19 protein-coding genes are annotated in these 20,478 nt (G+C 71.9%); 12 read left to right on the forward strand and 7 right to left on the reverse strand.

The window, feature by feature from the left end; translation table 11 throughout:
• The 6 genes from ACZ69Q_RS14140 to ACZ69Q_RS14165 all read left to right on the forward strand — a co-directional run bounded on the left by ACZ69Q_RS14140 (position 1) and on the right by ACZ69Q_RS14165 (position 7,395).
• Entirely contained in the window at positions 1–2,574 is a 2,574-nt protein-coding gene (locus ACZ69Q_RS14140) for an ABC transporter permease (protein WP_471041289.1), read from the forward strand.
• A 46-nt stretch (positions 2,575–2,620) separates the two neighbouring features.
• Positions 2,621–3,544, forward strand: coding sequence for an LLM class F420-dependent oxidoreductase (locus ACZ69Q_RS14145; RefSeq protein WP_471041291.1), 924 nt, complete (start codon positions 2,621–2,623; stop codon positions 3,542–3,544).
• A gap of 56 nt (positions 3,545–3,600) precedes the next feature.
• Positions 3,601–4,026 carry a GNAT family N-acetyltransferase gene (locus tag ACZ69Q_RS14150; protein ID WP_471041292.1) on the forward strand — a complete coding sequence of 142 codons (426 nt, stop codon included), beginning with the start codon at positions 3,601–3,603 and terminating at the stop codon, positions 4,024–4,026.
• Positions 4,027–4,170: 144 nt separating this feature from the next.
• Positions 4,171–5,520, forward strand: coding sequence for a hemolysin family protein (locus ACZ69Q_RS14155; protein WP_471041294.1), 1,350 nt, complete (start codon positions 4,171–4,173; stop codon positions 5,518–5,520).
• Entirely contained in the window at positions 5,517–6,530 is a 1,014-nt protein-coding gene (locus ACZ69Q_RS14160) for a hemolysin family protein (RefSeq protein WP_471041296.1), read from the forward strand. The genes ACZ69Q_RS14155 and ACZ69Q_RS14160 overlap by 4 nt, the downstream gene beginning before the upstream one ends.
• An 82-nt stretch (positions 6,531–6,612) precedes the next feature.
• The gene (locus ACZ69Q_RS14165) at positions 6,613–7,395 is read left to right on the forward strand and encodes an SGNH/GDSL hydrolase family protein (RefSeq protein WP_471041298.1); all 783 of its coding nucleotides are present in this window, start codon (positions 6,613–6,615) and stop codon (positions 7,393–7,395) included.
• An 82-nt stretch (positions 7,396–7,477) separates the two neighbouring features.
• On the opposite strand, the gene ACZ69Q_RS14170 is transcribed toward ACZ69Q_RS14165, so the two are convergent.
• Complete coding sequence (locus ACZ69Q_RS14170) at positions 7,478–8,518, reverse strand: hypothetical protein (protein WP_471041300.1); 1,041 nt, start codon at positions 8,516–8,518, stop codon at positions 7,478–7,480.
• Between the two features lie 326 nt (positions 8,519–8,844).
• Here ACZ69Q_RS14170 and purB point away from each other — a divergent pair, with 326 nt between their 5' ends.
• Positions 8,845–10,287 (forward strand): adenylosuccinate lyase, encoded by a 1,443-nt coding sequence (gene purB / locus ACZ69Q_RS14175; RefSeq protein WP_471041302.1) that lies wholly within the window; start codon positions 8,845–8,847, stop codon positions 10,285–10,287.
• Positions 10,288–10,300: 13 nt separating this feature from the next.
• A complete protein-coding gene (gene mug / locus ACZ69Q_RS14180; RefSeq protein WP_471041304.1) occupies positions 10,301–10,846 on the forward strand; it encodes a G/U mismatch-specific DNA glycosylase in 546 nt (181 codons plus the stop codon).
• A gap of 81 nt (positions 10,847–10,927) precedes the next feature.
• Here mug and ACZ69Q_RS14185 read toward each other — a convergent pair whose 3' ends face one another.
• Positions 10,928–11,653, reverse strand: a complete 726-nt coding sequence (locus ACZ69Q_RS14185) for an ABC transporter permease (protein WP_471041306.1) — start codon at positions 11,651–11,653, stop codon at positions 10,928–10,930.
• 3 nt (positions 11,654–11,656) lie between these two features.
• Positions 11,657–12,577, reverse strand: a complete 921-nt coding sequence (locus ACZ69Q_RS14190; RefSeq protein WP_471041308.1) for an ABC transporter ATP-binding protein — start codon at positions 12,575–12,577, stop codon at positions 11,657–11,659.
• A 108-nt stretch (positions 12,578–12,685) separates the two neighbouring features.
• Here ACZ69Q_RS14190 and ACZ69Q_RS14195 point away from each other — a divergent pair, with 108 nt between their 5' ends.
• The 3 genes from ACZ69Q_RS14195 (at position 12,686) to ACZ69Q_RS14205 (ending at position 15,815) form a co-directional block, all read left to right on the forward strand.
• Positions 12,686–13,846 (forward strand): sensor histidine kinase, encoded by a 1,161-nt coding sequence (locus tag ACZ69Q_RS14195; protein ID WP_471041310.1) that lies wholly within the window; start codon positions 12,686–12,688, stop codon positions 13,844–13,846.
• Between the two features lie 14 nt (positions 13,847–13,860).
• Positions 13,861–14,523, forward strand: coding sequence for a response regulator transcription factor (locus tag ACZ69Q_RS14200; protein ID WP_471041311.1), 663 nt, complete (start codon positions 13,861–13,863; stop codon positions 14,521–14,523).
• Between the two features lie 134 nt (positions 14,524–14,657).
• The gene (locus ACZ69Q_RS14205) at positions 14,658–15,815 is read left to right on the forward strand and encodes an ROK family protein (protein WP_471041313.1); all 1,158 of its coding nucleotides are present in this window, start codon (positions 14,658–14,660) and stop codon (positions 15,813–15,815) included.
• A gap of 308 nt (positions 15,816–16,123) precedes the next feature.
• Here ACZ69Q_RS14205 and ACZ69Q_RS14210 read toward each other — a convergent pair whose 3' ends face one another.
• Both ACZ69Q_RS14210 and ACZ69Q_RS14215 read right to left on the reverse strand, forming a co-directional pair.
• Positions 16,124–16,885: a GntR family transcriptional regulator gene (locus ACZ69Q_RS14210; protein ID WP_471041315.1), complete on the reverse strand. Its 762-nt coding sequence runs from the start codon at positions 16,883–16,885 to the stop codon at positions 16,124–16,126.
• Between the two features lie 248 nt (positions 16,886–17,133).
• Complete coding sequence (locus tag ACZ69Q_RS14215; protein ID WP_471041317.1) at positions 17,134–18,018, reverse strand: RNA polymerase sigma-70 factor; 885 nt, start codon at positions 18,016–18,018, stop codon at positions 17,134–17,136.
• Between the two features lie 145 nt (positions 18,019–18,163).
• Here ACZ69Q_RS14215 and ACZ69Q_RS14220 point away from each other — a divergent pair, with 145 nt between their 5' ends.
• Complete coding sequence (locus tag ACZ69Q_RS14220; RefSeq protein WP_471041318.1) at positions 18,164–18,994, forward strand: alpha/beta fold hydrolase; 831 nt, start codon at positions 18,164–18,166, stop codon at positions 18,992–18,994.
• Between the two features lie 13 nt (positions 18,995–19,007).
• Here the strand turns inward: ACZ69Q_RS14220 and ACZ69Q_RS14225 are convergent, their stop codons facing one another.
• Positions 19,008–19,877 carry an alpha/beta fold hydrolase gene (locus tag ACZ69Q_RS14225; RefSeq protein ID WP_471041320.1) on the reverse strand — a complete coding sequence of 290 codons (870 nt, stop codon included), beginning with the start codon at positions 19,875–19,877 and terminating at the stop codon, positions 19,008–19,010.
• A 52-nt stretch (positions 19,878–19,929) separates the two neighbouring features.
• The gene (locus tag ACZ69Q_RS14230) at positions 19,930–20,460 is read right to left on the reverse strand and encodes an SRPBCC family protein (protein WP_471041549.1); all 531 of its coding nucleotides are present in this window, start codon (positions 20,458–20,460) and stop codon (positions 19,930–19,932) included.
• Between the last annotated feature and the right edge of the window lie 18 nt (positions 20,461–20,478).

Below are 20,478 nucleotides of genomic sequence, written 5' to 3' on the forward strand. Positions count from 1 at the left end.
GTGCTCAAGGCGACGCTCAGGAGCTTCCTCGCGCACAAGGGACGGCTGCTGCTGTCCGCCCTGGCGGTGATCCTCTCCGTGGCCTTCGTCGCGGGCAGCCTGATCTTCTCGGACACCGTCAGCCGTACCTTCGACCGGCTCTTCGCCTCGACCGCCGCCGATGTCACGGTCACCCCGAAGGAGACCTTCGACGAGACGATCCCCTCAGGACAGACGCTGACCCTGCCGGCCTCGCTCGCCGACCGCCTCGCGAGGGTCCCGGGCGTCGCTGCGGCCCGCGCGGACGTGGACGTGGAGGGCATCACCGTCGCCGACAAGGACCGCGAGTCGGTGGGCCCGACCACGGGCGCCCCCACGATCGGCACCGCCTGGAACCCGACCGAACGCAGCCCCGTCGAGCTCACCTCCGGTCATGCCCCGAAGGGCGACCGGCAGGTGATGATCGACGCGGACACCGCCGACGACAAGGACGTGCGGATCGGCGACCGGCTGACGGTCATCGGGCAGGAGGGCTCCTTCCCGGTCGAGGTCGTCGGCATCGTCACCTTCACCACCACCAACCCCGGTGCCGCGCTGGTCTTCTTCGACACCCCGACCGCGCAGACAAAGCTGATCGGCGACCCGAAGGGCGCCACCGGCATCTCGCTCGACGCGGCCGACGGCGTCACCGACGCCGAGCTCAAGCGGCGCGTGGCCGACGCGCTCGGCGGCGACAGCGGCGCCTACGAGCTGCGCACCGCCGACGAGCAGGCCGAGTCGGACGTCGAGCAGCTCGGCGGATTCCTCGACATCATCAAGTACGTCATGCTCGGCTTCGCCGGGGTCGCGGTCCTCGTCGGCGTGTTCCTGATCGTCAACACCTTCGCCATGCTGATCGCCCAGCGCACCCGTGAGCTGGGCCTGCTGCGGGCCCTCGGCGCGGACCGGCGCCAGGTGCGGCGCTCGGTGCTCACCGAGGCGCTGCTGCTCGGTCTGGTCGGCTCGACGGCGGGCCTCGCGGCCGGTATCGGGCTGGCCGTCGGACTCATCGAGCTGATGGGTCTGATGGGCATGAACATCCGGACGGACGAGATGGTCATCGGCTGGGGCACGCCGGTGACCGCGTACGTGGTCGGCCTGGGCGTCACCTTCGTGGCGGCGTACCTCCCGGCCCGGCGCGCGGCGGGCGTCTCGCCGATGGCGGCCCTCGCGGACGCGGAGATCGCCGAGATCGGGCGGCCGCTGCGGCTGCGCGCGATCCTGGGCACGGTGATCGGGGCGGCCGGCACGGCGGCCCTGGTGGGCTGTGCCGTGGCGTCGAAGACATCGTCGGCGGCGTCGCTGCTGGGCCTCGGCGTGCTGCTGACGCTGATCGCGACCGTGATCGCGGGACCGCTGCTCGTCCGGCCCGTGATCCGGGTCCTGGGCGGGTCCTTCCCCGCGCTGTTCGGCTCGATCGGCCGGATGAGCCAGCGCAACGCCCTGCGCAATCCCCGCCGCACCGGCGCCACCGCGGCCGCCCTGATGGTGGGCCTCGCGCTGGTCGGCGGAATGTCGGTGGCCAGCGCCTCGATGACCAAGTCGTTCGACCAGCAGATCGACAAGACGCTGGGCGCCGACTTCGTGGTGCAGAACGGCAACTTCGTGCCGTTCCCGCGCGAGATCACCGAACGGATCCGCGACACCGAGGGAGTGGGGCTCGTCGTCCGCTCGCAGTTCACGACGATCGCCGTACGCCTCCCGGACGGCGACCGCGTGAAGACGACCGCCGCGGCCTACGAACCGCAGCTCGACAAGGTCGCCAACATCACCTACGCGCAGGGCGACTCCGCGGCCGCGCTCGCGGACGGACGCCTCGCCATGGACAAGGACTTCGCCGAGGACCACGGCGTACGCGTCGGCAGCACCGTCCCCGTCGAGTTCCAGGGCGGTCGCACGGCCGAGCTGACGGTGGGCGCCCTCACCGACCAGGAGTCCGCCGACGGGTTCGGCAGCCAAGGCGGGATCTACTTCGGCCTGGCCACCCTCCAGAAGTACGCGCCGGGCGGGCAGGACGCGGCCGTGTACGTCAACGCCGCCTCCGGCACGAGCGCCGACGACCTGCGGGCCGGCCTGGAGAAGACGCTCGACCCGTACCCGCAGGTGCAGGTCCGCGACATCGCCGACTACAAGGACCTGGTGCACGACCAGATCGCCGTGCTGCTGTACCTCGTGTACGCCCTGCTCGGGCTCGCGATCATCATCGCGGTGCTCGGGGTCGTCAACACGCTAGCCCTGTCGGTGGTGGAGCGCACCCGGGAGATCGGGCTGCTGCGGGCCATCGGGCTGGCCCGGCGGCAGCTCCGCCGGATGATCAGGCTGGAGTCGGTCGTGATCGCGGTGTTCGGCGCGGTCCTGGGGCTCGCGCTGGGGCTGGTGTGGGGCGTGTGCACCCAGCAGGTGCTGGCGCTGCAGGGCATGACGGCGCTGGCGATCCCGTGGGGCACGCTCGTCGCGGTGGTGATCGGCTCGGCCGTCGTGGGGGTCGTGGCGGCGCTGCTGCCCGCGTTGCGTGCATCACGCATGAATGTGCTGGCTGCCATCGCGCACGAGTGATGAAATCGCGGCAGGTACTCAAGTCCCGCGCAAGTGAGGAGAGTTCATGTCGCAACCCCTGTTCGCGTCGCACCCGGTGAGCCCGCGTCCGTTCCGCTTCGGCGTCAACCTGATGACCCCCGCCCCGGCCGCCGAGTGGCGGGCCAAATGCCGCCGGGCCGAGCATCTCGGCTACGACGTCATCCTGGTCCCCGACCACCTGGGCATGCCCGCGCCGTTCCCGGCCCTGGTCGCGGCGGCGGAAGCGACCGAACGGCCGCGCCTGGGCACGTTCGTGCTCAACGCGGGCCTGTGGAACCCGGCGCTGCTCGCCCGCGAGGTGGCCACGACCGACGCCCTGACCGGCGGGCGCCTCGAACTCGGGCTGGGCGCGGGTTACGTACAGGCGGAGCACGACTCGGCGGGGCTGCCCTTCGGCACTCCCGGCGAGCGTGTGGACCATCTGCGGCGCACCGTCGAGGAGCTCGACCGGTTGCTGGGGTCCGAGTCGTTCGAGCCCCGGCCGGCGCAGCGGCCACGGGTGCCGCTGCTGGTCGGCGGCAACGGCGACCGGGTCCTGCGGCTGACCGCCGAGCACGCCGACATCGCGGCGTTCGGGGGCGCGTACCCGGACCCGAAGAGCTCGACCGGGCGGCTGGTCCCCGTCACGGCCGAGGGGCTCGACGAGCGGGTGGCCCGGTACCGCGGCTTCGCGGCGGGCCGCGCGGAGCCGGCCGAGCTGAATCTGCTCCTGCAGATGGTGACCGTGACGAACGACCGCGAGGCCGTGGTCCAGCCCCTCCTGGACCGGGTCCCGGAGCTGACCCTCGATCAGGCGCTGGCCCTGCCCATCCTCCTGATCGGCACCCTGGAGCAGATCACCGCGCAGGTGCTGGACCGGCGCGAGCGGTACGGGTTCTCGTATCTGACCGTCCTGGAGCCGTACATGGAGGCGTTCGCGCCGGTGATCGAGAGGCTGCGCGGCAAGTAGCCGTCCGCATGCCGGAATCCGGCGCCGCGACACGCCGGCCGTGATGGGATCGCGGCATGACTGATCTGCGGATACGGGCCGCGACGGCCGACGACCTCGACGCCGTGCTGGCCTTCTGGAAGACGGCAGCCGAGGGCACCAGCATCAGCGACGACAGGGACGGCGTGGAACGCCTGGTCGCCCGTGACCCCGAGGCGCTGATCCTGGCCGAGCAGGACGGTGAACTGGTCGGCACGGTGATCGCGGGCTTCGACGGCTGGCGCTGCCATCTGTACCGGCTGGCGGTGCACCCCGAGCGGCGCCGCCGGGGCATCGGTGCGGCGCTGCTCGAAGCGGCGGAGGAGCGGTTCGTACGGCTCGGCGGTCGCCGGGGCGACGCGATGGTGCTCAAGCGGAACGAGACCGCGCATCATGCCTGGCGCGCAGCCGGGTACACGCCCGAGGAACACTGGCGGCGGTGGGTGAAGCCGCTCACGGACTGACTGCTTTGCCGGTCCTTTACTATTGGTGAACCACTTCGGTCCCCCCAATGAAAGGTGTGAGCGTCCGCCCATGGGCGAGCCTCCCAGTAGCAGACATCGAGCGATCCTCCCCGCCCTGTCCGACCATGGGACGGAGGTGACCCGATGACCGAAGTGCTCCTCCTTCTGGTGGCGATCCTGCTGTCGCTCGCCTGCGGTGCCTTCGTCGCGGCCGAGTTCTCGCTGACCACCGTCGAGCGCGGCGAGCTGGAGCGGGCCGTGGAGCGCGGCGAGCGGGGTGCCGCCGGCGCCCTGAAGGCCGTACGGAATCTGACGTTCCAGCTCTCCGGCGCACAGCTCGGCATCACCGTCACCAACCTGGTCGTCGGCATGCTCGCCGAGCCGTCGATCGCCTCGCTGCTCGCGGGCCCGCTGGAGTCGATGGGGATCTCCCGCTCGACCGCGAGCTCGGTCGCGCTGGTGATCGGCACGGCCCTGTCGACCATCGTGCTGATGGTCGTCGGCGAGCTGGTGCCCAAGAACTGGGCGATCTCCTCGCCGCTGGCCGTGGCCAAGCGGGTCGGGAACGCCCAGCGCTGGTTCAGCGCGGTCTTCCGCCCCTTCATCTCGCATCTGAACAACACGGCGAACCGCATCGTGCGCCGCTTCGGCGTGGAGCCGACCGAGGAGCTGGCGGCGGCCCGCGGCCCCCAGGAGCTGGCCGCCCTCGCCCGGCACTCCGCCCGCGAGGGCGCCCTGGAGGCGGACACCGCCGAGCTCTTCGTACGGACCCTGAACCTGGCCGACCTGACCGCGGAGAACGTCATGACCCCGCGTGTCCAGGTCGTCGCCCTCGACGCCCAGGCGACCTGCGAGGACGTGGCGAACGCGACCCGGGCGACCGGTCTGTCCCGGTTCCCCGTCTACCGCGGCGGCCTCGACTCGGTGGTGGGCACCGCCCACATCAAGGACATCCTCGCGGTACCTGCCGAGCGCAGGCCCCGCGTCCCCGTCTCCGAGCTGATGCGCGAGCCGCTCCTGGTCCCCGAGACGCTCACCGTCGACCGGCTCCTCGACCGGCTGTCCGGCAAGCGCACCATGGCCGTCGTCATCGACGAGTACGGCGGCACGGCCGGTGTGGCCACCCTTGAGGACATCGTCGAGGAGGTCGTCGGCGAGGTCCGGGACGAACACGACCCGCACGAGACGCCCGACCTCGCCCCGGCGGGCAGCGACGACGAGGGCCGGGCCCTGTTCTCGGCCGACGGATCCGCCCGGGTGGACCAGCTCGCGCGCGTGGGCCTCAGAGCCCCCCATGGGCCGTACGAGACCCTGGCCGGTCTCGTCGCCAGCGAACTCGGCCGTATCCCCGCCGTGGGTGACCGGGTCGAGGTCGCCGGCTGGCGGCTTGACGTCGTGGACGCCGCCGGGCGCAGGGCCGCACGGGTGCTGCTGCACGCGCCGCTCGACGGCACGGCCGAGAGCGAGCAGAGCGAGAAGGAGGGCGGGTGGTGACCGCCGTACAGCTATTCATCGGCTTTCTGACGCTGGTCGTCAACGCCTTCTTCGTGGGCGCCGAGTTCGCGCTGATCTCCGTGCGCCGCTCGCAGATCGAGCCGTACGCCGAGCAGGGCGACCGGCGCGCCAAGAGCGTGCTGTGGGGTTTGCAGCACGTGTCCGCGCTGATGGCGGCCGCGCAGCTCGGCATCACGCTGTGCACGCTGGTCCTCGGTGTGGTCGCCGAACCGGCCATCGAGCATCTGCTGGAGCCCGTGTTCCACGCGGTGGGCCTGCCGGAGGGCGCCGGGCGCGCGATCTCCTTCGCGATCGCCCTGGCACTGGCCACCTATCTGCACATGCTGCTCGGCGAGATGGTGCCGAAGAACATCGCGCTGGCCGAGCCGGTGCGCAGCGCCCTGGCGCTCGGTCCGCCGCTGGTCACGCTGGCCCGGGCGCTACGGCCGGTGATCTTCACCATCAACGCCTTCGCCAACGCCCTGCTGAAGCTGCTGCGCGTCGAGACCAAGGACGAGGTCACGGCGACCTTCTCGGACGCCGAACTGGCACGGCTGGTGCGCGACTCCGGCGAGGCGGGCCTCATCGACGAGCGCGCGCGGGAGCGGCTGCACGACGCCCTGGAACTGGGCCGCAGGCCCGTGCGTGACGTGGTCCTCCCGCTGGAACGCGTCGTCTACGCGCGCGTGGGCGTCACACCGGAGGAACTGGAGCGGCTGTCGGCCGAGTCGGGATTCTCCCGCTTCCCGGTCGTCGACGACGGCCGCCGGATCGTCGGCTACCTGCATGTGAAGGACGCGCTGGACGCCTCCCCGCGCGACGTCCCGTTCCAGGTGGCGGACATGCGGCCCATCGCCCGGGTGCGGGAGAGCACGCCCCTGGACGACGTGCTGACCGCGATGCGCGGCAGCCGGACGCATGTGGCGGCCGTACTGGGCAGCGACGGGCTCCTGTCCGGGCTGGTGACCATGGAGGACGTGCTCCGGAAGCTGTTCGGGCAGCGGGCCTGACAGCGGGACCGAGTCGGTGGTGTTCCCGCCTCCATGCCCGACCGACCGACGGGTATGGAGCCGGGATACCATTTCTGTCGCCATGCAGACGAACCCCACATACAGCAGCCTGGTCGCGGTCGGCGACTCCTTCACCGAGGGCATGTCGGACCTGCTCCCCGACGGCTCCTACCGAGGCTGGGCCGACCTCCTCGCCGGGCGGATGGCCGCCCGCACGCCCGGCTTCCGGTACGCCAACCTCGCGGTGCGCGGGAAGCTGATCGGGCAGATCGTCGAGGAACAGGTCGACGTGGCCGCCGGGATGGGCGCCGATGTGATCACCCTCGTCGGGGGGCTCAACGACACCCTGCGGCCCAAGTGCGACATGGGGCGGGTGCGCGGCCTGCTGGAGGAGGCCGTGGAGAAGCTCGCCCCGGCGTGCCGGCAACTGGTCCTGATGCGCAGCCCGGGGCGCCAGGGCCCGGTCCTGGAGCGGTTCCGGCCGCGCATGGAGGAGCTGTTCACCTGCGTCGACGCGCTGGCCGAGCGGCACGGCGCGGTCGTCGTCGACCTGTACGGCGCCGCCTCGCTCAGCGACCCCCGCCTCTGGGACGTGGACCGGCTGCATCTGTCGGCCGAGGGCCATCGCCGGGTCGCCGAGGCCGTGTGGCAGGGGCTCGGCTACGACCCCGAGGACACCGAGTGGCGCACGCCGATGCCGGCCACGGCGCCGCCTGGCTGGGTCAGCCGGCGGGTCACTGACGCGCGGTTCGCGCGTCAGCACCTGCTGCCGTGGATAGGCCGACGGCTGACGGGACGGTCCTCCGGGGACGGACGGCCGGCGAAGCGTCCCGAGCTGCTGCCCTACGAGGGGCCGGCGGCGTAGGCCCGCTGGATACCGGACCTACGCCTGCCCGAGGGCGCCGGACCGCACGACCGCTGCGGGCCGTACTCCGGCGCCCCGTGCACTACGACTGACGGGACGCGGCCCGGCTGCGCCGGTACAGGACGGTTCCGGCGACCAGCAGCGCCCCACTGGCGGCAACGCCGCCGATGATGGTCTCGGCACCGACGCCGGTGTCGGGCATGTGGGGGTGGTGCGGCTTCCCCGGCTTGGTCGGCTTGGGCGTGGGCGAGTCGCAGCCGTAGCCATGGCCGTAGCCGCAGTCGTCGTCGTGCCCGTAGCCGTGGTCGTCGTCGTGCCCGTAGCCGTGGTCGCCCGGCTTGTCGTGGCCGTAGCCGTGGTCACGAGGCTTCTCGGAGCCGTAGCCATAGCCGTGGTCACTGGGCTTGTCGGAGCCGTAGCCGTAACCGTGGTCGCTCGGCTTCTCGCTGCCGTAGCCGTAACCGTGGTCGCCCGGCTTGTCGTGGCCGTAGCCGTGGTCACGAGGCTTCTCGGAGCCGTAGCCATAGCCGTGGTCGCTCGGCTTGTCGTGGCCGTAGCCGTGGTCACTGGGCTTGTCGCTGCCGTAGCCGTAACCGTGGTCGCTCGGCTTCTCGTAGCCGTACCCGTGGTCACGAGGCTTCTCGGAGCCGTAGCCATAGCCGTGGTCGCTCGGCTTGTCGTGGCCGTAGCCGTGGTCACTGGGCTTGTCGGAGCCGTAGCCGGTCGGCTTGTCGCTGCCGTAGCCGTAACCGTGGTCGCTCGGCTTCTCGTAGCCGTAGCCCTGGGTGCTCGGCTTCTCGTAGCCGTAGCCGGAGTTGCCATATCCCGAGGTGGTCTCGCTGGAAGTGGGCCGCGGCACATTCAGGTTGTCGAGCTTGTCCTTCACCTCCTGGACTTTCTCGTGCGCCTCGCCGAATTGCTCGTGCATCTTGCCGATTTTCTCGTCCAACTGCTCGTTCAGCCCGTCCGAGTCCCAGGGATCCGAATGGCCCGGAAGCGCGGCGGCCGAGTTCACCACGGCGCCCTGCACGCGTGGGGCCGCGGACGCGCATGTGCCGTACAGGGACAGGGCGCTTGTCGCGGCGGCGGCCACGATCAATCCCCTGGTCAGAGCCTGTCGCATTCTCGTTTTCTTTCTCTCAGGCGAAATGGGGAAGCCGACGTCGGTCATTGACGCGATGGCATCGATTGCCGGGATTGGCTAGGTCGTCGCAGGAGTCGGGATGCCGCGCGCTCAAACTCGCCACGACTTGCAGACTATGAACGAAATGTGGAGGCCCCAGGAAACCGGGACGCGTCGACGGCCGGGGAATTCACCCGATCGCCCGCGCCGATACCGTCCGTCTCGCCGACCGGCGGCAGGGCGGCACACGAAGCACCGCTGACCTGGGCCGCTCCGTCCGGCGGCGCCGACCGGGGCCCTCAGGACGCCGGGTAAACTCCGTTCACGTGACTTCTGCGCCCGCCAAGCCCCGCATCCCGAACGTCCTCGCCGGACGCTACGCCTCCACCGAGCTCGCCACGCTCTGGTCCCCCGAGGAGAAGGTGAAGCTCGAGCGCCGGCTCTGGCTCGCCGTACTGCGGGCCCAGAAGGACCTCGGCATCGAGGTGCCGGACGCGGCGATCGCCGACTACGAGCGCGTCCTTGACACCGTCGACCTGGCCTCGATCGCCGAGCGCGAGAAGGTCACGCGGCACGACGTGAAGGCGCGGATCGAGGAGTTCAACGACCTCGCCGGGCACGAGCACGTGCACAAGGGCATGACGTCCCGCGACCTCACGGAGAACGTCGAGCAGCTCCAGGTCCGGCTCTCGCTGGAGCTGGTGCGGGACCGTACGGTGGCCGTGCTGGCGCGTCTGGGCAAGCTGGCCGGTGAGTACGGCGAGCTGGTCATGGCCGGCCGCTCGCACAACGTGGCCGCGCAGGCCACGACGCTGGGCAAGCGGTTCGCGACCGCCGCCGACGAGCTGCTCGTCGCGTACGGCCGGGTCGAGGAGCTCCTTGCCCGCTACCCGCTGCGCGGCATCAAGGGCCCGGTCGGCACGGCGCAGGACATGCTCGACCTGCTCGGCGGCGACGCGGCGAAGCTGGCGGAGCTGGAGCAGCGGATCGCCGCGCACCTTGGCTTCTCGCAGGCGTTCACCTCGGTCGGCCAGGTCTACCCGCGCTCGCTGGACTACGAGGTCGTCACCGCGCTGGTGCAGCTCGCGGCGGCGCCGTCCTCGCTTGCCAAGACGATCCGGCTGATGGCCGGGCACGAGCTGGTGACCGAGGGCTTCAAGCCGGGCCAGGTCGGCTCGTCCGCGATGCCGCACAAGATGAACACCCGCTCCTGCGAGCGTGTGAACGGCCTGATGGTCATCCTGCGCGGCTACGCCTCGATGACCGGCGAGCTGGCGGGCGACCAGTGGAACGAGGGCGACGTGTCCTGCTCGGTGGTGCGCCGGGTCGCACTGCCGGACGCGTTCTTCGCGCTGGACGGCCTGCTGGAGACGTTCTTGACGGTGCTGGACGAGTTCGGTGCGTTCCCGGCGGTCGTGGCGCGTGAACTGGACCGCTACCTTCCGTTCCTCGCCACCACCAAGGTGCTGATGGGCGCGGTGCGCGCGGGCGTCGGCCGTGAGGTCGCGCACGAGGCGATCAAGGAGAACGCCGTCGCCTCGGCGCTGGCGATGCGCGAGCAGGGTGCCGAGCGCAACGAACTGCTCGACAAACTGGCCGCCGACGAGCGCATCCCGCTCGACCGTGCCGGGCTGGACGCGCTGATGGCCGACAAGCTGTCCTTCACCGGCGCCGCCGCCGACCAGGTCGGCGTCGTGGTCGCCCGGATCGAGGAGATTGTGAAGCAGCGCCCGGAGGCCGCCGGTTACACGCCCGGGGCCATCCTCTGACCTCGGTCCCCGTATGACCCGCTGCACGCCGGAGCAGTTGGCGGCCGCCCGTGACCGACTCGTCCCCGACGTCGTCACGGACGGCCTCCACGTGCTGTTCTGCGGGATCAACCCCGGTCTGATGACGGCCGCGACCGGCCATCACTTCGCCCGGCCCGGCAACCGCTTCTGGCCGGTGCTGCATCTGTCCGGCTTCACACCGAGGCTCTTGAAGCCGTCGGAGCAGGAGGAGTTGCTCTCGTACGGGCTCGGCATCACGAACGTCGTCGCGCGGGCGACCGCACGGGCCGACGAGCTGCGCGCGGACGAGTACCGGGAGGGCGGGCGGCTCCTCGCCACGAAGGTGCGGCGGCTGCGGCCGCGTTGGCTCGCCGTCGTGGGGATCACCGCTTACCGGGCGGCTTTCGACGACCGCAAGGCCCAGGTCGGGCCGCAGACGCGGACGATCGGGGACACGCGCGTATGGGTCCTGCCGAACCCGAGCGGGCTGAACGCGCATTGGACGGCGGCGACGATGGCGGAGGAGTACGGGCGGTTGCGGGCGGCGGCCGAGGCCTGAGAACGGGGCGCGGCTGAGCTGGGCCCAGGGCTCGAGTCATGAGGGCCGGTGAACCCGGCCCCACTGACAATCGGCGTGCTGTCAGGCGTCCCGGCGTCGCACGCTCCAGAGCCCAACCAGCAGGGCCGCCGCGGTCCAAAGGGCGGTCACCGTCAGGCCCGACCAGGGTCCGAGGGTGCCGTCGTGGGTCTGGTGCAGGACGATCTGGCCGGCCTTGTCGGGCAGGTAGTCGGCCACGGTGCCCGCTGCGTCGCCGACGACGAAGGACACCACGAGGATGAACGGGATCAGAACGGACAGCGTGGCCACTCCGCTGCGCAGCACGGCGGTGAGGCCGGCCGCGAACAGGGACATGAGCATGAGGTAGACCCCGCAGCCCAGGACCCCGCGCACCTGCTGGGCCGCGGTGAGTCCGCTCGCCGCCGTGCCGAGTCCCGCGCGGGCGACGACGAGCGCCGCGAGGGCGGTGACCAGTCCGACGAGCAGGGCCGGTACGGCGATGGCCGTCGCCTTGGCGGCGAACCACCGCCCGCGCTGCGGCACCGCGGCGAGCGTCAGCCGGAGCGCGCCCCCTTGGTACTCCGACGACATTGCCATCGCACCGAACGAGACGGCGGCGATCTGGCCGGGCAGCACCCCCGACAGCGAGCTGAAGAGGGGATCGAAATCGGGGTCGGAGCTCCCGTCGGCGCCGGCCAGGGCAGAGAACGCCGTGGTCACGGCGAACAGTGCCAGCAGCGCCCCCGGCAGTGAGCGGAGCGTACGGATCTTGAGCCATTCGGCGTGGAGTACGGGCGCGAATGCCATGGTTCAGGCCTCCTGGGGCTGTGCGGTGAACTCGGTCTCGGTGGCCGTCAGATCGAGGTATGCCTGCTCCAAGGTGGCTTCCTCGGCGGCGAGTTCGAGGAGCGGCACGCCCGCCTCCGAGGCGAGCCGGCCGATGTCGTCCACGCGTGCGTGACGCACGGTCCAGTGCCCGTCCTCGTGCTGGACGGCGTCGTGCCCGTGCCGGTCGAGCGCCGTCCTGAGCGCGGCGGCGTCAGCGGTGCGGACGCGGACGCGGGGCTCCACGCGTGCGTGGATGAATTCCCGCATCGGGGTGTCCGCCAGCAGGCGCCCGCGGCCGAGGACCACCAGGTGGTCGGCGAAGGACGCGGTCTCGTTCATGAGGTGGCTGGAGACCAGCACCGTGCGCCCTTCCTTCGCGAGGCGGCGCAGCAGGCCGCGGATCCAGATGATGCCCTCCGGGTCGAGGCCGTTGGACGGCTCGTCGAGCATGACGACCTCGGGATCGCCGAGGAGAGCCGCCGCGATGCCGAGCCGCTGGCGCATGCCAAGGGAGTACGTCTTCACCCGGCGACGGGCCACCGACGCCAGCCCCGTCTCCTGCAGCACCTCGTCGACCCGGCGGCCCGGGATGCGGTTGCTCGCCGCCAGGACTCGCAGATGGTCGCGGCCGGTGCGCGAGCCGTGTGCCGCCTGAGCGTCGAGCAACGCGCCCACGTGGCGCAGGGGTTCGCTCAGGGTCGCGTAGGGCCGGCCGCCGATGGTGGCGGTGCCTGCGGTCGGCCGGTCGAGGCCGAGCACGAGTCGCATGGTGGTGGACTTCCCGGCACCGTTGGGGCCGAGGAAGCCGGTGACCCGGCCGGGGAGGACGGTGAAGGAGAGGTCGTCCACGGCTCGCCGGTTGCCGTACTCCTTGGTGAGGGCTTGGACTTCGATGCTGGTCATGGCAGCAGCCTGGCCGTAGGACAGGGTCGGGGCCCTCCCCCGCCGGTGGAGATCGTCTCCCCCGTGCGGGGGAGGTCCGTTGTCAGTGGTGGCTGGCACGATGACGAAATGGTCCGCTTGCTGCGCCCGTTCGGCCGGGCGGTGACGTACACACGACTGCTGCATCTGTTCATCGGCGTCGTGTGGCCGAGCATGCTGCTGTTCATCCGGGAGGAATGGTGGACTTGGTTGGCGGCCGGTGTGCTGCTCGCCCTGGTGCCCGCGATGCGGACCGTGGAGGGGCTCCAGGCCAGGCTGCTGCTGACCGGTCACCGGCACGACGAGCGGAGCACCGACATCGTCGTCGCGCCGTCCGCCTCCTGGGGCGAGCGGGGACGGCTCGTCGTTTGGCTGGAGGCGCGGCTGGTGCTCGGCTACGCGGCCGCGACCCTCACCGCTCAACTGCTCTTCGCCATCGTGGACTTGGCGGTTGCGCCGTTCGGCGGGGACGACGCGGAGGGCGGGCTGTTCGTGCTCCACGGGCACGCCTGGTGGCACGTCCTGCTCGTGCCCGTGGCGCTGGTCGCCCTCGCGGTGACGGTGGTCGCCTCGGGCCGTCTCGTCACCGCACTCGCGCTGCGGCTGCTGGGCCCGTCCCCGGCCGAGCGCCTCGCCGCTCTGGAGGAGCGCACCGAGCAACTCCTGGAACGCACGCGTATCGCCCGCGAGCTGCACGACTCCATCGGCCATGCCCTGACCGTGGCGGTCGTACAGGCGGGCGCGGCCCGCGCGGCCGGTGATCCCGCCTTCACCGACCGGGCCCTGGGCGCCATCGAGGAGACGGGCAGGGCCGCCCTGGAGGACCTTGAGCGGGTCCTCGGCGTGCTGCGGGAGTCGGAGCGGCCGGTCAGCAGCCGGCCGACGCTCATGGACGCCGACCGTCTGCTGGAGTCCGCGCGGGCGTCCGGCACCAAGGTCGACGTCGAGATGACGGGGCCCTTGGACTCCGTGCCGGGACCGGTCTCCCGGGAGGGCTATCGCATCCTCCAGGAGTCGCTGACGAACGTGCTGCGCCACGCGGGTTCCGTCCCGGCACGCGTGTGTATCGCGGTCGCCGAAGGCACGCTCACCCTCGACGTCCGCAATGCGCTGACCGCCGACATACCCGGGCCCGGCAGGGGCAGCGGCCTGCGTGGCATACGCGAGCGCGCGGCCCTGCTGGGCGGACACGCGCTGACCGGTCCCGCCGACGGTGACTGGCAGGTACATGTGGAGCTACCCGTGAGTTGATCTAGGCTGACCGGATGCCGGTCACCGTTCTCCTCGTCGACGACGAACCCCTGGTACGCGCGGGTCTGCGGGCGGTATTGGAGGCGCAGCCCGACATCGAGGTCGTCGGGGAGGCGGCGGACGGGGCCGCGGTGATTCCACTGGTGCGGCAACTGCGGCCCGACGTCGTGGCCATGGACGTACGCATGCCGCTGCTGGACGGGATCGAGGCCACGCGCGCGGTGCTGCGGACGGTCGACGAGCCGCCGAAGATCCTCGTCGTCACCACCTTCGAGAACGACGAGTACGTGTACGAGGCGCTGCGGGCCGGTGCCGACGGGTTCCTGCTGAAGCGGGCCCGGCCGGCCGAGATCGTGCACGCGGTGCGGCTGGTCGCCGAGGGCGAGTCGCTGCTGTTCCCGTCCTCCGTGCGGCAACTCGCCGCTCGGTACGGCGACGACGGCGGGAACCGCGGGGCGCGTGCGCTGCTGGAGCGGGCCCGGCTGACCGAGCGGGAGGCCGAGGTTCTGCGGCTGATGGCGCGCGGCCTGTCGAACGCGGAGATCGCCACCCGGCTCGTGGTCGGGACGGAGACGGTGAAGTCGCATGTGAGCGGCGTCCTGGCGAAACTGGGGGCACGCGACCGCACGCAGGCGGTGATCACGGCGTACGAGTCGGGGTTCGTGGCGCCGGGGTGACCCCGACCGAGGGCGGGGCCACGGATCGGGTGGTTGCGGACGTCGGGGCCAGGTCGTTCCCGCCCACCACTCGCCGGGGTTCGCACCGGCGAGTAGCATCCGCCCAACACGCGCACGAGCTGGGAGGACGGACGTTGGGGCAGCTATCCGGCGGGGATCCCTCGCTGCTGCGAAGGATCAACTCCGCGGTGGTGCTGCACGCGCTGCGTGCCACGGACGCCGCCACGCTGACGGAGATCACCCGGGTGACCGGACTGTCCCGGCCGACCGTCGAGGGCGTCGTCGAGGGGCTCATCGAGGCGGGGTACGTCGTCGAGAAGGCGGCGGACGAGAGTGTCGTACGGCGTCAGGGCCGGCCCGCTCGGCGGTTCCGGTTCCGGGCTGAGGCGGGTCATCTGCTGGGCGTGGAGATAGGCGCGCACCGGGTCGCCGCGCTCCTCGCCGACCTGGACGGCCGGGTTCTCGGCTCCATCGCCAAGGATGTGGACGAGACGGCTCCGGCCGACGAGCGGCTGGAGCGGGTGCGCACGGCGGTGGCCGAGCTGCTGCGCCGGGCCGGTGTCGCCCGTGGTTCGCTGCGGGCCGTGGGGGTCGCGACGCCGGGCATCGTGGACGCGGACGGCACCGTGCGGCTCGGCGCCGCGCTGCCGGAGTGGACGGGGCTGCGGCTCGGCGAGCGGCTGAGCAGGTCCTTCAAGTGCCCGGTCCTGGTGGAGAACGACGCGAACGCGGCGGCGGTCGCCGAGCACTGGAAGGGCTCCGCCACCGAGTCCGACGACGTGGTGATGGTGCTGGCCGGGCTGAGCCCGGGTGCGGGTTCCCTGATCGCCGGGCAGTTGCACCGGGGGTACGGCGGGGCGGCCGGTGAGATCGGCGCGCTGCATCTGCTGGGCCGCGAGGTGACGCCGGAGACCCTGCTGTCGACCACGGACGAACCGCTGCGCCCCCTCGACGAGCACGCCGTCGCGGAGGTCTTCGCCCAGGCCCGCAAGGGCGACCAGCAGGCCCTCGCGGCCGTCGACCGCTTCATCCAGCGCCTCGTCCACGACGTGGCCGCACTCGTCCTCGCCCTCGACCCCGAGCTGGTCGTCGTCGGCGGCTGGGCCGCCGGACTCGACGGCGTACTGGAGCCCCTGCGGCGCGAACTGTCCCGCTACTGCCTGCGCCCGCCGAACGTCGCCCTCTCCCTTCTCGGCGAGGCGGCCGTCGCGACAGGCGCACTACGGCTCGCCCTCGACCACGTGGAGGAACAGCTCTTCGCGGTAGAGGCCACGGTGACGGGCCGCCGCTGACCGGCCCACTCGGGCCATCGACGCAACCGGCGCCCCCCTCGGCCCGCTGGCGGCACAGCCCCGGCCGACCCACCCGGGCACACGGACAAGGCGGCGCAGACTTGCCCCGTGGGGGCACGCTGACGGGCCGCCGCTGACCGGCCCTCCCGGCCACGCCTACATGCGGGCGTCGCCCCGCCCCGCTCGCACACGGCCCGTCGCCGATCCAGTCCTCGCTGTGCCCGCGCTCGTAGCCATCGCATACCGGTGACAGCAACGCGCCCCGGACATGATCCGGGGCGCGCGGGACGTGCGGGTCGGTGCGGCGGTCAGGATGCGCGGCGCTCCGGGTCCTCGTGGATCTCCACGCCGCCGGAGTCGCCGAAGGTCAGCCGGCAGGTGTCAGCGCGATAAGTGGCGACGGAGAGCGCGGCGGTGCGGCCCTCGGCGATGTAGCGCGTCGTCACGACGAGGACGGGCGCCCCCGGGAGCCGGTCCAGCGCCTTGGCGTCGTCCGCACGGGCCGAGCCCAGCTCGACGGCGCTGTCCTGGCCCTCAAGCTCCAGACGGTGCAGCTCGCGCAGCACGGCACGTGCGCGTGCCGCCCCGGACGGGGCGTCGATGCCGGAGAGGTCGGGCACCGACGACTGCGGGATGTGGAGCAGCTCGGCGGCGACGGGCTGGCCGTGCGTCACGCGCGAGCGGCGCACGATGTGTACGGGCTCGTCCCGGCCGCTCTCCAGGGCGTCGGCCACCGAGGCGGGCGGCAGGACCAGCGCGCAGTCCGTGGTCTGCCAGACGTCCCCGGCCACACCCGGCCAGGCGTGCTGCTCGGTGCCGACGGCCACGCCCACGCGCGGCGGCGCGACGGTCGTACCGACACCGCGGCGGCGCTGGAGCCGGCCTTCCAGTTCGAGCTGTTCGAGGGCTTGGCGGAGCGTTGCCCGGGCGACACCGAAGCGGGCCGCCAGGTCGCGCTCGTTGGGCAGGATCTCGCCCACGGAGAACTCCGAGTCCAGTGCCTCACTGAGCACGGTCCTCAGATGCCAGTACTTCGGTTCCGGCACCGATTCCAGTTGCGTGGTCCCCACCCTGTCCTCCGCAATCGCCGTGGCCCGGCGGCGTTTTAGCGCCCTTGTTTATTAAAGGTTGTTGCACTTATCTGCGACCATAGGGCGACCCCCACCCTTGGTCAATACCAATCCTGCATCCCATGTGCACACATGCGCGTGACGCCCGGGAACGTTCACGGCACGTTCGTACAGAACGGCATTTGTTACATGACGGCAAAGCCCCCGTCGCATCGAGGGGGCTCTCCGGCCGGGCCGGCCGGTGCGCTCTAGGAGGAGGCCAACGACCGCAGCTTGTCGGGGTTGCGGATGATGTAGACGGCCTGGACACGGCCGTCCAGCACATCCAGTTGGAAGACGGAGTCGGGCTTGCCGCCGGACAGGGCCAGCACCGCGACGCCGCCGTTGATCTCCAGGAAGCGCCAGGACAGTTCGTCGGCGCCCTTGCGTGCCGCGCCCACGATGAAGCGGCCCACGTGGTCGGCCGTCTCCAGGACCCGCAGCGGCGCCTTCGCCTTGCCGCCGCTGTCGCCGACCAGCCGGACGTCCGGGGCCAGCAGCGACATGAGCCCCTCCAGGTCGCCCTCCGCGGCGGCGGCCAGGAATCGCTCGGTGAGATCGCGTCGCTGGGTGGGGTCGACCTCGTAGCGCGGGCGCCGCTCGTCGACGTGCTTGCGGGCACGTCCGGCCAGTTGACGTACCGCCGCCTCGCCGCGGTCGAGCATGACGGCGATCTCGCCGTACGGGTAGCCGAAGGCCTCCCTGAGCACGAACACCGCCCGCTCCAGCGGTGACAGCGACTCCAGGACGACGAGGACGGCGAGCGAGACGGAGTCGGCGAGGACGGCGCGCTCGGCGGTGTCCGGGACGGTGTCCCCGAAGTCGGTGACGTACGGCTCCGGCAGCCAGGGCCCGGTGTAGGTCTCGCCGCGCGCCTTGACCTGGCGCAGCCGGTCGATGGCGAGGCGGGTGGTGACGCGCACCAGATAGGCGCGCGGCTCGCGCACCTCGGACCGGTCGGCGCCGGACCAGCGCAGCCAGGCCTCCTGCACGACGTCCTCCGCGTCGGCCACGCGGCCGAGCATGCGGTAGGCGACACCCAGAAGGACGGGACGGTGCTCTTCGAAGACGTCGGTCTCGGTTCCGGTGGTCACGGCACCATCCCAGCCCACCCGACGGGCCGTGTCCAGGCGAAATCGGCGCGGCCGGCAAGGCTCGCTCCCGGGGTCTACCCGTCGGTAGCAATTGCTGACAGGCTGTCTACACGACGCCAGCCCGTGAGCCCCGCCGAGGAGCAGCATGTCCGCCACCGTCTCCTTCAAAGTCCCCACCCCGCACGGCCCGCAGAGCATGACCGTCTCCTACGCGCGCGTGGGCACCGGCGAACCGCTGCTCCTGCTGCACGGCATCGGCCACCACCGTCAGGTGTGGGACCCGGTGATACCCGTCCTCGACGGCGAGCGTGACGTGATAGCCGTTGATCTGCCCGGGTGCGGTGAGTCCCCCGCGCTGCCGGACGGCCTGGGACACGACCTCGCGTCGATGAGCGTCGTGCTCAGAGCTCTGTGCGAGGCCCTGGAGCTGGACCGGCCGCATGTCGCGGGCAACTCGCTGGGCGGACTGCTCGCCCTGGACCTGGGCCGCGCGAATCTCGCGCGCTCCGTCACGGCCCTGTCCCCGGCCGGGTTCTGGTCGCAGTGGGAGCGGCAGTACGCCTTCACCGTCCTGACGGGGATGCGGCGGACCGCCGAGCGCATGCCGCTGCCCCTCGTCGAGTGGCTGTCCCGCTCGGCGGCCGGCCGCGCCACCCTGACGAGCACCATCTACGCCCGCCCCGGCCGCCGTTCGCCCGAGTCCGTGGTCGCCGAGACGGTCGGGCTGGCCCGCGCGGAAGGCTTCTTCGAGACCCTCCGCTCCGGCAGGGAGGTGCAGTTCACCGATGACGTGTCGGGGATTCCGGTCACCGTGGCATGGGGCAGCAAGGACCGCATCCTGGTGCCCCGGCAGGGCGTCCGGGCGAAGCGGATCATCCCCCGGGCCCGGCTGGTGCGCCTGCCCGGCTGCGGCCATGTGCCGATGAGCGACGATCCGGCCCTGGTCGCCCGGGTGTTGCTCGACGGCAGCCGCTGAAGGCGGCATACCGTCACTCGGCCAGCGCTTCGAGGACCACCTTCAGGACGGTCGGGTTGTAGGGCATGGCGACGTGCGCCGTGTGGTCGTCGGGGTCGAGGTCCTGGAGGACCACGTTCCTGACGTGGCAGCGCTCGGTCTCGGCGAGCGCGCAGGAGGTGTACGGCGTGACCACGTCGTCGTGGCGCGTCGCGATCACCGTGTGCCGGACGCCCTCCGCGGTCTCGCCGAGGGCGGCGAATTCACGCTGGAAGGCGTGGTCGTGCTGGAGCTGCGGCCAGGCCGGGACGACGGCGCCCACGGCGCCCTGCTCGACGAGTTCCCTGGCGCCCGGGATCTGACGCGCGAGGTTCATCAGGCCCTGGGCGGTGACGCCGTGGTTGCTGGGGGCGATGCCGACGAAGTTGTGCACCTTGGGGGCGCCGCCGAGGGCCTTGAGGTAGTAGCGCGGCATCATGCCGCCCTGCGAGAAGCCGACGAGGTCCACCTGCGCGGCCCCGGTGCGGTGCAGTACCTCGTCGACGAACCGGCCGAGCTGCCCGGCCGATGCCCTGATGTCGCCGAGCCCGAAGAGCACGGGGTGCAGGTGCTGCCCGTAGTCGAGGCGGAAGACGCGATGTCCGGCCCGCCGCAGCAGCGCGGTGGCCTCGGTCCAGGTGTAGCCGCGGTTGCCGAACGTGCCGTGCACGAGCACCACCGGGCGCGGATGCTCCTCGGTCAGGGGCAGGTCCCAGTCGTCCTCCCCCGCCTCGACGTCGACGGTGGCGACGACGCCGGCGACGGCGGCCTGGCCGAGTCCGGCCAGCCGGTGCGGTGCCTCGGCGAGGTCGGTGGCGACGTCGTCGGTGTTGATGCCGGGGATCTCGGGTTGCGGGAAACTCACGGCGATCCGTCCTTCCTGCACGCGGACATCGTTCGTTCTCCCGCTGTTACGGTCAGGGCCCCGCCGCCCCTGATCCGCGCCGGCCGGCCGGCCGAGGCATCGGGCGGACGGTCGCGGCGCGCAGCAGCCTGACGTACCAACCCCACTGCACAGGGCACGCCACCTGCCCGGTCAGCGCGCGCTCGGCGCAGTCCAGGCTGTGCCGGAACGCCGCGTCGTGCAGCGGTCGGACGACCAGGAGCCAGACCAGCCAGCGCACGCCGCGCGGGCGCAGGACCAGGGTGTTGCGCAGCACGGTGCGCCCGTCGTCGAGGGGTTCGACGCCGAACTCGTGGAAGCCGTCGAATCCGCGCGGTCCGGTGAACCGGAAGCGCACCCAGTAGCCCGGCACATAGTGGCTCACCACATAGCGCACCGGGCCGTGGCCGCCGGACACCCCGACGGCCAGCGGTCCGTCGAAGCGCACCGGCGGCCAGTCGGGCGGCCACAGCCGGTCCTCCGCGCCGCCCAGGGTGTCGATCAGGGCGCCGACGGCTTCCAGGGGTGCGGGCAGGGCGCGTTCGTGCGCGTTCAGAACTGTGATCACGGTGCCTGGCTGCCC

This window comes from Streptomyces sp. NPDC036764 (assembly GCF_055609385.1).